At 66.7% G+C, this 13,506-nt stretch carries 16 protein-coding genes and 2 pseudogenes; 6 read left to right on the plus strand and 12 right to left on the minus strand.

The window, feature by feature from the left end:
• Positions 1-200: 200 nt before the first annotated feature.
• The 3 genes from ACLQI9_RS04950 to ACLQI9_RS04960 form a co-directional block, all read right to left on the minus strand.
• Positions 201-734: a peptidase gene (locus ACLQI9_RS04950; RefSeq protein WP_442391208.1), complete on the minus strand. Its 534-nt coding sequence runs from the start codon at positions 732-734 to the stop codon at positions 201-203.
• A 202-nt stretch (positions 735-936) separates the two neighbouring features.
• Positions 937-1,560 carry a superoxide dismutase gene (locus ACLQI9_RS04955; protein WP_325680955.1) on the minus strand — a complete coding sequence of 208 codons (624 nt, stop codon included), beginning with the start codon at positions 1,558-1,560 and terminating at the stop codon, positions 937-939.
• 162 nt (positions 1,561-1,722) lie between these two features.
• A complete protein-coding gene (locus tag ACLQI9_RS04960) occupies positions 1,723-1,881 on the minus strand; it encodes a hypothetical protein (RefSeq protein ID WP_442385036.1) in 159 nt (52 codons plus the stop codon).
• 479 nt (positions 1,882-2,360) lie between these two features.
• On the opposite strand from ACLQI9_RS04960, the gene ACLQI9_RS04965 reads away from it, so the two are divergent.
• From ACLQI9_RS04965 to ACLQI9_RS04975, 3 genes are all read left to right on the plus strand, one after another.
• The gene (locus tag ACLQI9_RS04965; RefSeq protein WP_442385034.1) at positions 2,361-2,705 is read left to right on the plus strand and encodes a rhodanese-like domain-containing protein; all 345 of its coding nucleotides are present in this window, start codon (positions 2,361-2,363) and stop codon (positions 2,703-2,705) included.
• 154 nt (positions 2,706-2,859) lie between these two features.
• Positions 2,860-3,975, plus strand: coding sequence for a DUF4328 domain-containing protein (locus ACLQI9_RS04970; protein ID WP_442391210.1), 1,116 nt, complete (start codon positions 2,860-2,862; stop codon positions 3,973-3,975).
• Positions 3,976-3,979: 4 nt separating this feature from the next.
• A complete protein-coding gene (locus ACLQI9_RS04975) occupies positions 3,980-4,804 on the plus strand; it encodes a glycerophosphodiester phosphodiesterase (protein WP_442385030.1) in 825 nt (274 codons plus the stop codon).
• Here ACLQI9_RS04975 and ACLQI9_RS04980 read toward each other — a convergent pair whose 3' ends face one another.
• The 4 genes and pseudogenes from ACLQI9_RS04980 to ACLQI9_RS04995 all read right to left on the minus strand — a co-directional run bounded on the left by ACLQI9_RS04980 (position 4,805) and on the right by ACLQI9_RS04995 (position 7,961).
• On the minus strand, positions 4,805-5,350 hold the full coding sequence (locus ACLQI9_RS04980) for a ferritin (protein WP_442385028.1): 546 nt from the start codon (positions 5,348-5,350) through the stop codon (positions 4,805-4,807).
• 147 nt (positions 5,351-5,497) lie between these two features.
• Entirely contained in the window at positions 5,498-6,625 is a 1,128-nt protein-coding gene (locus tag ACLQI9_RS04985) for an LCP family protein (RefSeq protein ID WP_442385026.1), read from the minus strand.
• A gap of 18 nt (positions 6,626-6,643) precedes the next feature.
• Positions 6,644-7,417, minus strand: coding sequence for a CPBP family intramembrane glutamic endopeptidase (locus ACLQI9_RS04990; RefSeq protein ID WP_442391212.1), 774 nt, complete (start codon positions 7,415-7,417; stop codon positions 6,644-6,646).
• 38 nt (positions 7,418-7,455) lie between these two features.
• Positions 7,456-7,961, minus strand: a pseudogene (locus ACLQI9_RS04995) (hypothetical protein).
• Positions 7,962-8,063: 102 nt separating this feature from the next.
• On the opposite strand from ACLQI9_RS04995, the gene pheA reads away from it, so the two are divergent.
• Both pheA and ACLQI9_RS05005 read left to right on the plus strand, forming a co-directional pair.
• Positions 8,064-9,005 carry a prephenate dehydratase gene (gene pheA, locus ACLQI9_RS05000; RefSeq protein ID WP_442391214.1) on the plus strand — a complete coding sequence of 314 codons (942 nt, stop codon included), beginning with the start codon at positions 8,064-8,066 and terminating at the stop codon, positions 9,003-9,005.
• Entirely contained in the window at positions 9,002-9,691 is a 690-nt protein-coding gene (locus tag ACLQI9_RS05005) for a histidine phosphatase family protein (RefSeq protein ID WP_442385021.1), read from the plus strand. The genes pheA and ACLQI9_RS05005 overlap by 4 nt, the downstream gene beginning before the upstream one ends.
• Before the next feature lie 13 nt (positions 9,692-9,704).
• Here ACLQI9_RS05005 and ACLQI9_RS05010 read toward each other — a convergent pair whose 3' ends face one another.
• From ACLQI9_RS05010 to ACLQI9_RS05025, 4 genes and pseudogenes are all read right to left on the minus strand, one after another.
• Positions 9,705-9,905 carry a hypothetical protein gene (locus ACLQI9_RS05010; RefSeq protein ID WP_442385114.1) on the minus strand — a complete coding sequence of 67 codons (201 nt, stop codon included), beginning with the start codon at positions 9,903-9,905 and terminating at the stop codon, positions 9,705-9,707.
• 53 nt (positions 9,906-9,958) lie between these two features.
• Positions 9,959-10,063, minus strand: a pseudogene (locus ACLQI9_RS05015) (hypothetical protein); the annotation flags it as partial.
• 87 nt (positions 10,064-10,150) lie between these two features.
• Positions 10,151-10,501: a metallopeptidase family protein gene (locus ACLQI9_RS05020; protein ID WP_442385019.1), complete on the minus strand. Its 351-nt coding sequence runs from the start codon at positions 10,499-10,501 to the stop codon at positions 10,151-10,153.
• A gap of 4 nt (positions 10,502-10,505) precedes the next feature.
• Positions 10,506-11,882 carry a septum formation family protein gene (locus ACLQI9_RS05025; protein ID WP_442391216.1) on the minus strand — a complete coding sequence of 459 codons (1,377 nt, stop codon included), beginning with the start codon at positions 11,880-11,882 and terminating at the stop codon, positions 10,506-10,508.
• Between the two features lie 93 nt (positions 11,883-11,975).
• Here ACLQI9_RS05025 and serS point away from each other — a divergent pair, with 93 nt between their 5' ends.
• On the plus strand, positions 11,976-13,229 hold the full coding sequence (gene serS, locus ACLQI9_RS05030) for a serine--tRNA ligase (RefSeq protein ID WP_442391218.1): 1,254 nt from the start codon (positions 11,976-11,978) through the stop codon (positions 13,227-13,229).
• Here the strand turns inward: serS and ACLQI9_RS05035 are convergent.
• Positions 13,226-13,506: DUF2834 domain-containing protein (locus ACLQI9_RS05035; RefSeq protein WP_442391220.1), on the minus strand; the 281-nt coding region annotated here is incomplete at its 5' end. The two genes, serS and ACLQI9_RS05035, sit on opposite strands and share 4 nt — an antisense overlap.

The following is a 13,506-nucleotide window of genomic DNA, read 5'->3' on the forward strand; positions in this document are numbered from 1 at the left end:
CGCGGTAGGTGGCTTCGTCGGTCGAGTGCGTCCGACGCTACGGCAACCGGTGCGCTGCGCCGACGTCTCGAAAAGCCGATTTGCTGTCACCCGCAGTGCGGTACTCGTGAGCGCGGTTTCTGACCATGCCTTCGGCCACCTTCGCAGACCAAGGGCCGGCTTCGTCCCGAGTGGAACCGTCGTGGCGAGTTCGGCGACCCTCAGGCGGCGAGCAGCATCGCCAGGATCGCAGTGTCGGGGTGGCTGATCGGGTCGACGCCGACGCGACTCACCATCGAGGTGATCGTGCCGTCGGCTTCTGCCTCCACCCAGGCGGCGCGGTGCTCCAGCCCCAGATACGGCAGCCCCGGCAGCAGCACGCATCCCGACGCCGCGCCGTTGCATTCAGGTAACGACGGCGTGGTCTCTGAGGGTGGATGCAGCATCAACAGTGCCGGCGGCTGATGGTCAGCGAAATAGCCTGGCCGAATGGCGGATTCGCCAACCACCGGACCCTCCGCCAGCACCAGTCCGACGGTGCCCGGCGCAGGAGCGTCCGGGAGTTCCTCGCGAGCACCGAATACCGTTGTGGTGTTTAGCAATCCAGGTAGCGACGCTACTCTGACCGCAACCATCAACAGTTGTGCCCATTCTTTCGTCGAGTCGGGCCAACGCCCGGAAATGACGAACCCTTTCAGGGCACCACGAGAATGGAATGGGGCCACCTCGATGGCCCGGCCTGACCCGTTTTCCATTTCGCCCTCCGCCATACTTCGGTTCGGGTACCCAGCGATACGCCGGTGGGTCGATCAGCTCAGCATGCGTCAGCCGGTGAATACCCGCAAGCTGACACGAGCAACCAACTGCAACAAGCAGTAAAAAAGAAACACGGCCGAAATAGTGATCGGGGCGCCGCGCGAATGGCGCGACGCCCCGATCAGGTGAATTCAACTAAAGTCAGCCAGCGATCAGCCCCTTGGCCTTCGAAGTCGCCGCCGCGTAACGCGATTGGACGTCCTCCCAGTTCACGACGTTCCAGAATGCCTTGGCAAAGTCGGCCTTGACGTTCTTGTACTGCAGGTAGAAGGCGTGCTCCCACATGTCGAGCACCAGCAACGGAACGATGCCGAGCGGGAAATTGGTCTGATGGTCGTACACCTGGAATACCAAGAGCTTCTGGCCGAGGCTGTCCCAGCCAAGTGCCGCCCAGCCCGAACCCTGCACGGTGGTGGCAGCCGAGGTGAACTGACCGCGGAACTTGTCGAATGACCCGAAGGCGTCATCAATGGCGGCCGCGAGCTCGCCGGTCGGCTTGTCACCACCGTTGGGGGACAAGTTCTTCCACCACAGACTGTGGTTGACGTGGCCGGCCAAGTTGAAGGCCAGGTTCTTCTCGTACAGCAGAATCGCCGAGAAATCCTCTTTCTCGCGTACCTCTTCCAGCTTGGCCACGGCGTCGTTGGCGCCCTTGACGTAGGTGGCGTGGTGCTTGCTGTGGTGAAGCTCATTGATTTGACCCGAGATATGGGGCTCCAGTGCTCCGTAGTCCCAGTCCAGGTCGGGCAAAGTGTATTCAGCCACGGGATTCCTTCCTTCAATGATCGTTGCCGAGCTACTTCTGACGCTCCACTCGCAGGCTGTTAGCGGCGCGGCGGCTTGGGTTGGTCAACCATGTCAACCCTGCTCCATCACCGCGCGCACCGCAAGAACGAGTGCGATGCGTGAACACCCCGCGGCGAGGCTTCAGACCCAAATGATGACAGCGAGGACGGCCAGCAAAACCAGGGCGATCAGGCCCGCGCGCAAACCGGCAAGCAAGTAGGAGCGACTGCAGGTGGCCGAACTCGTGTACCAGTGCGACGAGGATGCCGCCGACTGCGGTCCGATCGGTTGCGTGGTCATTGGATGATCCCGACCTCTGCGTCCAACTCTCCCCCAAGTGAGATGAGTCACAACTACTCCCAGTGGTCGCGATCATACCCCTTATGTACCGCCGGGAAAATTGACCCGGAAGCGGATGGCTGACCAGCATCTTTTTGCTGGCCTACCCTGGTGGGCAGGCGGCGATGGATGCCGCTGCGGCGAGCCGGACGGATGGTCCCCGGGGCGGCTGCGCTGTGACATCCCCCATACGGGGGATGCGGCGGGGTGGCTTGACCCATGCTGAGAATTCGCTCAGCGTCGGGCGGATCTGTCGATCGCGACGCGGAATCCCCGAAGTGTTATCCACAGCTGTTACCCGAGCCGGTCTGTTGACCCCGTGTCAATGCGACCGATGTCGGATAGCCGGGTGTGGATAAACCTGTGGAAACTGTGGATACCCGTTGGTAGCTGGATGAGACTTTCTGCGCAGCGGGATCCCGCGTGCCAAGATCAAGCCCATGGACGGTGAACCGGTGGTCGCACAGACAGATGTTGCCGACCTGCCCACTGAATTCGGCGTGGGGGCAGTGTTGCTAGATGTGCGGGAGGACGACGAATGGCGCCGCGGTCACGCGGCGGGCGCCCGGCACATCCCGATGGGTGAGGTGCCGGCCCGCGTCGACGAGATCGACCCACAAGCAAAGCTGTACGTCATCTGCAAGGCCGGAGGCCGCTCGCAGAAAGTGGCGCAGTATCTGGCTCGCAACGGGTATGAACCCGTCAACGTCAGTGGCGGGATGCTGGCGTGGGCCAACGCCGGCCGTCCAGTGGTCACCGATGACGGCGGCTCCGGCAGCGTCTGACCGAGCCATGCCGCGACGCACCGCTAGGGCCTGATTGCCGGGCTCCTCCTCGCGCCGTTCGGCGGCGCGCATCGTCGCCCGGCTAGGGCCTGATTGCCGGGCTCCTTCTCGCGCCGTTCGGCGGCGCGCATCGTCTCCCGGCTAGGCTGATGCGGTGATCCAAGTGTGCTCCCAGTGCGGCACACGCTGGAATGTCCGTGATCGACAGCGTGTGTGGTGTCCGCGCTGCCGCGGGACGCTGCTGGCGCCGCCGGCAGAGACGCCCGACGCCGATCCGCGGTGGAGCGCCGGCCCGCAGACACCGCCGCGGTTGCCACCGGGCTACCGGTGGATTGCGGTGCGTCCCGGCCCGCCGCCACCGCCACGACGTCGTCGGCGGCCGCTCGGGCCGACCCCGCGATACCCGGTGATACCGCGCTGGGGTCTGCAGGATCGCATCGAATCGGATGGCGTTGGGCGCGGTTCGGCGGTGCGGCAAGCCCCACCGGCGCGCCGGGTGCATGCGGCGTTCTTCGCGACGGCGATGGTGCTGGGCATTGCAGCCCTGGTTCATCTGCTGCGTTATCTGCTGCTGATCATCAACCGCAACACGTTGCTGAATTGGCTGGTGGCCGACGCAGCCGCGCTGCTGAGTGTGTTAGCCAGCCTGGCTGCGATCGCGGCGGTGATCACCTACGCCGTGCTGCTGACGCAATGGTTGATCGCGCGCCGCGCCGCGGCCTTCGCCCATTGCGGTAGGTCGGAGACCCGTACGCCGTGGGCGCTGAGGGCCGGTTGTCTGCTTCCACCGTCGGCCGCGATGGCGCTGGCGATCACCTTCGCCGTTACCCAGGCGACGTTCGGTCACTCAGCCAGCTGGGCGTTGATGGCCGCCTGCGTGGTGTTCAGTTGTCTGCCCCTGCTCGCCGCGGTGTGGTCGCTGGTCTATGTCATCGAGCTGGCGAAAACCGAAGACAACTACACCCAGCTACGCGGGCCGATCTGGGGATGGTGGCTAATGTGGCTCCTCAGCAGCGTGACTTCGGTCTTCGCAACGGTTACCAGTGGGGCGCAGGACGCCCAGGGCATCGCCAATAACACGGTGGCCATGATCGTCGCTTACCTGCTGGCGTTAGCCGCAGCGATTGCGACCGCAAGGGTCTTCGAGGGATTTGAGCGCAAACCGGTCGAACGGCCCGCGCATCGCTGGGTGGTGGTCGCCGACGATGGAACCGGCACGCCGAGATCGGCTCCCGCAGTTGAGTTGGCGGGCGAGGAATCGGCAGCATAGTGGCATGACGCGGGCCGACGAGGTGGTCTCTCGGCACCCGTTCGTGGTCGCCCATCGCGGCGCGTCGGCCGCCCTGCCCGAACACACCTTGGCCGCATACGATCTCGCCCTCAAGGCGGGCGCCGACGGCGTGGAATGCGATGTCCGGCTGACCCGCGACGGCCACCTGGTCTGTGTGCATGATCGCCGGCTCGACCGCACGTCGACCGGCGCCGGCCTGGTCAGCACGATGACGCTGGCCGAGCTACGCCGGCTGGAATACGGCGCGTGGCACGGCAGTTGGCGCGCCGACGGCAGTCATGGCGACACCGGTCTGTTGACCTTGGACGCCCTCGTCGCACTGGTGCTGGACTGGAAGCGGCCGGTGAAGATCTTCGTGGAGACCAAGCATCCCGTCCGGTACGGCGCACTGGTGGAAAGCAAGTTGTTGGCGCTGCTGCACCGCTTCGGCATCGCCGCGCCCGCGTCCGCCGACCGATCCCGCGCGGTGGTGATGTCGTTTTCCGCCGCCGCGCTGTGGCGGGTTCGGCGGGCAGCGCCGCTACTGCCCACGGTGCTGCTCGGCCGGAGCCATCGATACCTCACCAGCAGCGCGGCCAGCACTGTCGGGGCCACCGCGGTTGGGCCGTCGCTGGCCACCCTTCGAGAACACCCCGAGCTCGTCGACCGTGCTGCGGCCCAGGGCCGGGCGCTGTACTGCTGGACGCCCGACGAGTACGAGGATGTCCGATTTTGCCGGGACGTCGGAGTGGCATGGTTGGCCACCAACCACCCCGGCCGCGTCAAAGCGTGGCTGGAGGACGGCCTGCCCGGCACCGACTCTCACTAATCAGAGCCGGCCCCCGGCCGCGGCCGGCGCGTCAGACGCACTGTGCGGCGAGTCGATTTCGCGTGCGATGAAGTTCTCCAGGTCGAACAAGTTCGCTCCGGCGCGATCGGCGACCCGCACCAGCGAGGTCATCAGCGCCATCTCTTCGACCTGTTCCTTGAGGAACCACTGGATGAACTGTTCGCCGAGGTAGTCGCCTTCGTCGCGGGCCACGGCCGCCAGCCTGCTGACCTGTTCGGTGACCGCTCGCTCCTGATCGAGCGCCAACGCCAGCGCATCCCGCGGGGTGTCGAACTGATTGCGCACCCCGTCCCCGCCGGGGATCTCGACGCGCACGTCGCGGTCGAGTAGATACTGCACCAGCATCATCGCGTGATTACGTTCCTCGACAGCCTGAGCGTAAAAGTGTTTCGCCAGCTGACGCAGGTCGGCGCCATCGAAATAAACGGCCATCGCAATATACTGCTGGGCATTGGTGAATTCGCTGTAGATCTGCTCCTGCAATAATGCATGGAATTTGGTTTTGTGGGCATCCTGATAACTCATGACAACCACGCTACCGCAGGTCAAACACCGTTGTCACCCAAGGTAATACTTACTCAGGCCAGCTTTGCCTAAGTAAAGAAAGGCTACGCTGAATTAATTAGTCGAGCCGTCCTGCGCATTTGTCGAATTCCGGTAGTTAGGCCGGCGTTATGGTCGGTCGCCGAGAACCGCTGCCGGTACCGGCTGGTCGGCCGCCAGCGCTTCGAACAGTTGGGCGGCCTTGTCGTGATCCCACATCACGACCGAGCCGACGTCGGTGCCGGTGAACTCGCCGATCGGGACGGTCAACGCGACGGTGGATCCGTGCAGGGCCCACCCCAGCCGGGCCATATCCCATACGTGATCGCCGTGGTCGACCGTCAGGGCGTCAGCCGCCGCGTGCGGCACCGAATACCACCGCCACGGGTTCAGCCACACCGCCGGGCTGGCGACGCGGTGCAGCAGCGCCGACATGAACTGCCGCTGGTTGACCATGCGGTCGAGGTCGGCGCGCGGGGTGTCGCGGGAGCGGACGTAGCCGAGCGCGTCGCGGCCGTCGAGTTTCTGGCATCCGGCCGGCAGGTCGATGCCGGCAAGGGGATCGTCCATCGGCGCGACCGGACAAACGGTGATCCCGCCGAGCGCGTCGACCAAGACGGCGAAGCCGCCGAATCCGACCTCGGCGTAATGGTCGAGCCGCAGGCCGGTGGCTTGTTCGATCGTCTGCGCCAGTAACGGCGCCCCGCCCATCGCGAATGCCGCGTTGATCTTGTCGCGGCCGTATCCGGGAATCGGCACGTAGGAGTCGCGCGGTATGGAGACCATCGTCGTTGGAGTGGGTGATCCCAACGCGGGCACATGGACCAGCAGAATGGTGTCGGTTCGGCCGTTGCCGGTGTCGCCGCCGGTCGCCAGTGCCTGCTGCTGCTCGACGGTGAGGCCCTGACGGCTGTCGGAGCCGACCAGCAGCCAGGTGGTGCCCCGCCCGGCCGCGGGCCGGCCGGGATAGTCCGTCAGCACCGGCTGGCGGTGCAGCGCGGTCTCCATCCACAACGTGCCGCCCAGGATGCCGGCACTGATCAGCAGAACCGCGATCACCAGGCTCAGTGAAATCAGTTGACCCCAGGCCCGTTTGCGCCGCGGCCGCGGCTTACGGGGGCGCGCAGGCGGCGGGCCGGCCGGACCTGGTCGCCGGCTTCGGGCCTCGGGTGTGGCCGGCGGGGGTAGTCGGGTCGGGTTCGGCGGCGGGTAGCGCGGGATGACCGGCGACGGCTCGGGTGGATGGGGGTCGTTCACGTGATCGTCAGGACTCCATCAGTGCAGCCAGTGCAGATGACCGGCCAGCAGGGCATACCCGACGAAAGCCACGGTGTCGATGATCCCGTGCGCGATCACCAGCGGCCACAGCCGGCCGGTGCGCTGCCAGGCGTACCCGAACACCAGGCCCATCGCGACGTTGCCCAGCCCGGCGCCGAAACCTTGGTAGAGGTGGTAACAGCCGCGCAGCACGCTCGACCACACCAGCGCCGCACGCGCGCCCACACCCAGCTGCTCCAACCGGGTGAGCAGGTAACCGACGACGATGATCTCTTCGGCCCAGCCATTGGCGAAGGCGACCAGCAGCAGCATCGGGATCCGCCACCAGGTGTCGCCCAAGCTGGACGGGACGACCGACGCGTTGAGCCGTAATGCCCGCGCCGCCAGGTACAGCGCCAGCCCGGGCACGCCGATCAACGCGGCCAGGCCGACGCCGCCAGTAAGGTCGGCGCGCCACTGGAAGCGCGCTAAACCGATGCGAGCCGGGCTTAATCCGCTGCGCCACAACAGGTACAGCCCAAGTCCGCCCCAGGCTATCAGTTGCACGACGAAGGTCGCATTCAGGCCGAGGTCGATCAGGTCGAAATACGACCGCCGCGGGTTGAGCGGGATCCGCTGGGCGCTGAGGTTACGCAACACCGAGTCGGCGAGCTGCAGGATCGCGGTGACGGCGCTGAGACCGAACGTCACGCTCAACACGACGACGAGCTCGATGCGCAACGCGCGGCGCTGCGTCACCTGCCAGTCGGCGTCACTGCGGGACCAGGTCACCTCGACACGGTAACCGGGGGCGGGCGGCCGTTCGCGGGTCAGTCTCGGCGGGCCCGCAAGCCGTTCACGAACGGGCAGCCCATCAGCACCCGGATGGCCTGGCCCAACCCGGTGACGTCGTCAACCGGCTGGCGGAATGGCAGCCGGACGTCACGATCGCCTTCGGCGCTTTCGACGCGTAACCGGACGCCGTAGCGGGGCGGCGATCCTGTCCAGCAGCCCGGGCACGGTCGGCAGCGCCACCTGGTGCAGCCCGGCCGCGACTCCAGACCAGCGAGCGCACCGGTTCGCGCAAGGGCAGCGGCGCGTAGTCGGCCAACTCCAGCACGGCCTGCGCGCCGTCGGCCTCACAGTTGCCTAAATGCGTGGCCACCGCCCCGCTGACCGGCACGGCGACGGCGAACGACCCGTCGCCGAGCAGATGGTGCAGGGGGGTGGTGAGCGGCTCGGCGCCTTCGACCGCCAGCAGCGCTCCGCCCGCCCGGACGCAGGTGCTGCGGATCCGCTCGGCCGTCGTGGGTGCCGGGCAGTTGGCAAGTGTCATCGTTGACCATCCTGGCTTGCGGAAGAAAATTAGTGAGGTAAGCCTAACTTAACTAGGGATGATCGGACAGCGCAAGACGTACGACCCGATAGGGTTTTGGTCGTGGCGAGCATCGCGTATCTGGGTCCCGAAGGGACCTTCACCGAGGCTGCGCTGCTGCAGATGATCGACGCCGGCATGGTTCCGCAGCACAGCCCGGCCGCCGTGCGGCCGGTGCCTCTCGACAGCACACCGGCTGCACTCGACGCGGTTCGCGACGGCGCGGCCGCTTACGCGTGCGTGCCGATCGAGAACTCGATCGACGGCTCGGTCATGCCCACCCTGGACAGCCTGGCGATCGGCACGCCGCTGCAGGTGTTCGCGGAGCTGACCTTGGACGTGGCGTTCAACATCGTCGTCAAACCGGGTCGCACAGCCGCCGACGTACGCACGCTGGCCGCCTTCCCGGTCGCTGCGGCGCAGGTGCGGCGGTGGCTGGCCGCCCATCTGCCCACCGCCGAACTGCGCCCGGCCAACTCCAATGCCGACGCTGCCCAGCAAGTCGCCGACGGTCACGTCGACGCCGCGGTGAGTTCGCCGCTGGCCGGCATCCAACGCGGGTTGTCGACGCTCGCCGACGGCGTGGTCGACGAAGCCAATGCGCGCACACGCTTTGTGCTGGTAGGTCAGCCGGGGCAACCACCGGCACGTAGTGGTGCCGATCGGACGTCGGTGGTGTTGCGGATCGACAATGCGCCGAGCGCGCTGGTGTCCGCGCTCACCGAATTCGGGATCCGCGGTATTGACCTGACCCGCATCGAATCCCGTCCCACCCGGACCGAATTGGGTACCTACGTGTTTTTCCTGGACTGCGTCGGCCACATCGACGACGACGCGGTCGCCGAGGCACTCAAGGCGCTGCACCGGCGTTGTACCGATGTGCGCTATCTGGGTTCCTGGCCGACCGGGCTACTTGCCGGAGCACCGCCACCACAGTTGGACGAGGCGTCGCGGTGGCTGGCGCGACTGCACGACGGGTCGGCTGGCGAGGGGCAGCCGCGATGAGCGGTCGCCTGGTATTGGTGCGGCACGGTCAGTCCTACGGCAACGTCGATCGCCGGTTGGACACCCGACCGCCGGGAAGCGAATTGACGCCGTTGGGCCGCGACCAGGCGCGGGCATTTGCGCGGGACGGGTTGAGCCGACCCGGGCTGTTGCTGCATTCGGTGGCTACCCGCGCGACGCAGACCGCGGCGGAGATCAGCGCCGAGGTCGACGTGCCGGCCAGCGAGGTGACCGGCATCCACGAGGTGCAGGTCGGCGAGCTGGAAAACCGCAGCGACGACGATGCGGTCGCTGAGTTCGACGCGATCTACAAGCGTTGGCATGAGGGAGAGCGGGATGTGCCGCTGCCCGGCGGGGAGACCGGCAACCAGGTGCTGGACCGCTATCTGCCGGTGGTCACCGATCTACGGATGCGGTATCTCGACGACGACGAGTGGACCAGCGACATCGTCGTCGTCAGCCACGGGGCGGCGATTCGGCTGACGGCCGCCATGTTGGCCGGCGTCGAAAGCAGCTTCGTGCTCGATCACCACCTCAAAAACACCGAGGCGGTCGTGCTGGCGCCGGTCACCGACGGCCGCTGGAGCTGCGTGCAATGGGGGACCCTGACGCCGCCGTTCTACCCGGAGCCAGACGTCACTCCGGTGACTGACGCGGTGGAGTCGGGCATCGACCCGATGGGCTGAGCGCCGTTGCGGTTCAGATCGCCAGGGCCGACGGCGCGCCCACCTCGGCGCAGTTGCAGCCGACCGCGTCGCAGTCGACGACAAAGGCGTGGGGCATCAGCTCCGGGCTGGTGCACCCTTCCTCGGTGCACTCCGACCGGTGCAACCAATGGCGAATGATCGTGCCGTGGCAATGATCTAAGCCTGCTCGGCAGTCGCGGCAGCCTCTGCTCATGCGCCGCTCCTCCTCATCGCTTCGCTCTGCATCGTCGCCGGCGGTACTCATGCGCCGCTCTCCCCCGCAAGCGGGCGGTACCCCCACCTCATCGCTTCGCTCTGCATCGTCGGCGCCGGTGCTCATGCGCCGCTTCTCCTCATCGCTTCGCTCTGCATCGTCGCCGGCGGTACTCATGCGCTGTTCTTAGCACCGATCGCCGATAGATCTGCGGCGCCGCGCCCGCCATATCGCCGTGAAGTTGGTCAGGCCCAACCCAGTTCATGCAACCGGTCGTCGTCGATACCGAAGTGGTGGGCGATCTCGTGAACCACGGTGATCTTCACTTCCTCGACGACCTCGTCCTCGCCGTCGCAGACGTCCAACAGCGCGTCGCGGTAGATCGTGATGGTGTCGGGCAGCGAACCGGCGTAGTTGGAATCGCGTTCGATCAACGCCACACCCTCGTACAGGCCGAGCAAGTCATCTTCGTCTGGGTGACGATCCTCAACCAGCACCACCACGTTGTCCATCACGGCAGCCAGCTGCGGCGGGATCAGGTCGAGCGCGTCGGACACCAGCTCGTCGAACCGTTGCGGATCCATCCGCACGGCCACCCTGCTATTGCCCCTGAGCAGGTGGTGGCGGCGGCGCTTCCGGCGCAGGCGGCGGAGGTGGTGGTGGCGGCGCTTCGGGAGCCGGCGGGGGCGGCGCTTCCGGGGCTGGCGCACCCGGGGCTGGCTGGGCCGGCGGGGGTGGTGCGGCTGGTGCCGGCTGCTCCTGGGTGGCCGGTGGCTGCCCCGGAAGGTGTTGGTTACCCTGCCGTTGCTGGCTGCTTGATCCGCTCGACGACGACGACGCGGATGATCCGCTCGACGACGACGACGACGCGGATGATCCGCCGGTATCCGGAGTTGTCGGGATCGGCGGCAGGTTGAGCCGCTCCTGCGGGATGTCGGGCGGCGGAACGGGAGGCTGACCATTGATCCGCAGCGCCCCCTTGGCGCTGTTGAGCAACGTCGCCCAGCCACCGTTACCCAGGGTCGCCCCGATGCTGCAGGCAACCTGCCGGCTACCGGCCGACCAGCTGGGCAGCGACAGCGTGCTGTAAATCAGCGTCAGGGTAGTGCTGCGAAACTGAACCGGCGCGAGGTAGGCGTCCGTCAGCCTGGTGCAGGAGTCCTTGATGAAGCCGTCCTGTTCGGGCTCCGGAGGCAGCGCGTCGGGAAACTTGGCCAGCAAGTTGACCGTGCCAGTGACCTCCATCGCGTGCGGCGCGGCGCAATCGATCGGAATGTCGGTGGGTTGATTGGTCGAGGGGTCGATACCCAGGCAGGCACCGTCGGGCCAGATCTTGGACTGGTCGACGTCGGCGACCTTGCCCTTGAAGGCGATCTGTTCGTTACCCGCGCCCGGCAGCTGCAGGCCGCACAGCATCCGCCGCTCGCCGTTCTGCCGCCACGCTTTGTCGCCGGACCACAACATGCTGACGATGAACTTGCTGTTAGGGTCGAATTTCGCGCCCAGGTAGCGGCGCACGGCCGACTCGCACTGCTCCTGGCTGATCTGTTCGATGCGGGTGGCCGACGGCGGCGGGGCGTCGGGGCCGTACTCCGAACCGGGGAACGTGCGCATGTCGATCGATTCGGCAACCTCGAACCGGTGGTCGTCTTTGCAGTCGACGATGGTCGCAGCTTCGGGCATCCGATCCGGCCACATCAGGCAGTTACCACTGGTGGCGTGGTTGAAAGCGTCGTTACCCTTCGATCCGGTGCTGGGCACCGGGTCGATGTAGCCGGCCAGCCGACCGGGACCACCCCCGATCGGAAGGGCCGTGACGAGCCCGGCAATCAGCAGACCGCCCAGAGCGGTCAGTAGCAGCGCGCGCCGGGTGGCCGAGGCCTGCAGAGCAGTCAGCCACTCGGCCCGCGGTAGCCGAAGTCCCAGCCGGCCGGCCGGCGACTTGTGCTGCTCGGTTGCGTTGGACATCGGTTCCATTCTGACAGGCCGACCGTGTCCCGTGACAGCTGTTGCAGAAGTAACGTCATGTGGTTGTCGCCTACGGGTACTGCACGCGTAGGGTTCTAGGCCGTGATCGACCTGAAGTTGCTCCGCGAAAACCCGGACGCCGTGCGCCAATCGCAGACCAGCCGCGGCGAGGACCCGACTTTGGTCGACACGCTGCTGACAGCCGATACCGCCCGGCGGACCGCGATCTCGACAGCCGATTCGCTGCGCGCCGAACAAAAGGCCGCCAGCAAGAAGGTGGGAGCCGCGGCCGCCGACGAGCGTCCGGCGCTGCTGCAGCGGGCCAAGGAGCTGGCCGAGCAGGTCAAAGCGGCCGAGACAGCGCAGGCTGAAGCCGAGGCGGGGTTCACCGCGGCCCAGATGGCGATCTCGAACGTGATCATCGACGGCGTCCCCGCCGGCGGCCAGGACGACTACAGTGTCCTTGACGTCGTTGGTGAGTCGGCCGCGATCGACAATCCGAAAGACCACGTGGAACTCGGTGAGGCACTCGGCCTGATCGACATGGAGCGCGGCGCCAAGGTGTCCGGTTCGCGGTTCTACTTCCTGACCGGTCGAGGCGCGTTACTGCAGCTGGGGCTGCTGCAGTTGGCGATCCGGCTGGCGGCAGACAACGGTTTCATCCCGATCATTCCGCCGGTGCTGGTGCGTCCGGAGGTGATGTCGGGCACCGGCTTCCTCGGCGCACACGCCGAGGAGGTGTACCGGGTCGAGGCCGACGACCTCTATCTGGTCGGCACGTCGGAGGTACCGCTGGCCGGCTATCACGCCGACGAGATCCTCGACCTGTCCGGCGGGCCGCTGCGCTACGCCGGCTGGTCGTCGTGCTTCCGCCGCGAAGCCGGCAGTTACGGCAAGGACACCCGCGGCATCATCCGGGTGCACCAGTTCGACAAGGTCGAAGGATTCGTCTACTGCACGCCGGCCGACGCCGAGGCCGAGCATCAGCGGCTGCTGGGCTGGCAGCGAGAGATGCTGGCCCGTATCGAGGTGCCCTACCGGGTAATCGACGTGGCCGCAGGCGATCTCGGCTCGTCGGCCGCCCGCAAGTTCGACTGCGAGGCGTGGGTTCCCACGCAGGGCACCTACCGCGAGCTGACGTCGACGTCGAACTGCACCACCTTCCAGGCGCGCCGGCTGGCCACCCGCTATCGGGATGCCAACGGCAAGCCGCAGATCGCGGCCACGCTCAACGGCACGCTGGGCACCACCCGCTGGCTGGTTGCGATTCTGGAAAACCACCAGCGGCCCGACGGCAGCGTGCGGGTGCCCGAGGCGCTGGTCCCGTTCGTCGGCACCGAGCTGCTCGAGCCTTAGGCGGCGATTTTGGGCACCGTCTCGCGGGCTCGTTCGTGCCGGCGCTGCCGCTCCATGGTGGCGAAGTAGAACGCAAGCGGGAACGAAAAGCTGGTGAAGAAGCTGCACAGGAAGAAGAGCCACGGGTGGCGGATGCCGCGCCGCAGGCCGTCGACAATGGTGAACAGCGGCAGCAGAATGACATTCGCGATGAGGTAGTCCTCGATGCCTGAACCGGCCGCTGAGCTGGCGAACTGCGACCGGAGAAAGTGCGGATAGCTGGCCGGTCCCGAGATCA

It is taken from the genome of Mycobacterium sp., assembly GCF_052143115.1.
Lineage (GTDB): Bacteria > Actinomycetota > Actinomycetes > Mycobacteriales > Mycobacteriaceae > Mycobacterium.

Coding starts and splice junctions, on each gene's coding strand:
- ACLQI9_RS04980 (WP_442385028.1), bottom strand. CDS start 5,350: ATGAGTTATCAGGATGCCCACAAAACCAAATTCCATGCATTATTGCAG.
- ACLQI9_RS05005 (WP_442385021.1), top strand. CDS start 9,002: ATGAGCGGTCGCCTGGTATTGGTGCGGCACGGTCAGTCCTACGGCAAC.
- ACLQI9_RS04975 (WP_442385030.1), top strand. CDS start 3,980: ATGACGCGGGCCGACGAGGTGGTCTCTCGGCACCCGTTCGTGGTCGCC.
- ACLQI9_RS05010 (WP_442385114.1), bottom strand. CDS start 9,905: ATGAGCAGAGGCTGCCGCGACTGCCGAGCAGGCTTAGATCATTGCCAC.
- ACLQI9_RS04950 (WP_442391208.1), bottom strand. CDS start 734: ATGGAAAACGGGTCAGGCCGGGCCATCGAGGTGGCCCCATTCCATTCT.
- ACLQI9_RS04960 (WP_442385036.1), bottom strand. CDS start 1,881: ATGACCACGCAACCGATCGGACCGCAGTCGGCGGCATCCTCGTCGCAC.
- ACLQI9_RS05025 (WP_442391216.1), bottom strand. CDS start 11,882: ATGGAACCGATGTCCAACGCAACCGAGCAGCACAAGTCGCCGGCCGGC.
- ACLQI9_RS04965 (WP_442385034.1), top strand. CDS start 2,361: ATGGACGGTGAACCGGTGGTCGCACAGACAGATGTTGCCGACCTGCCC.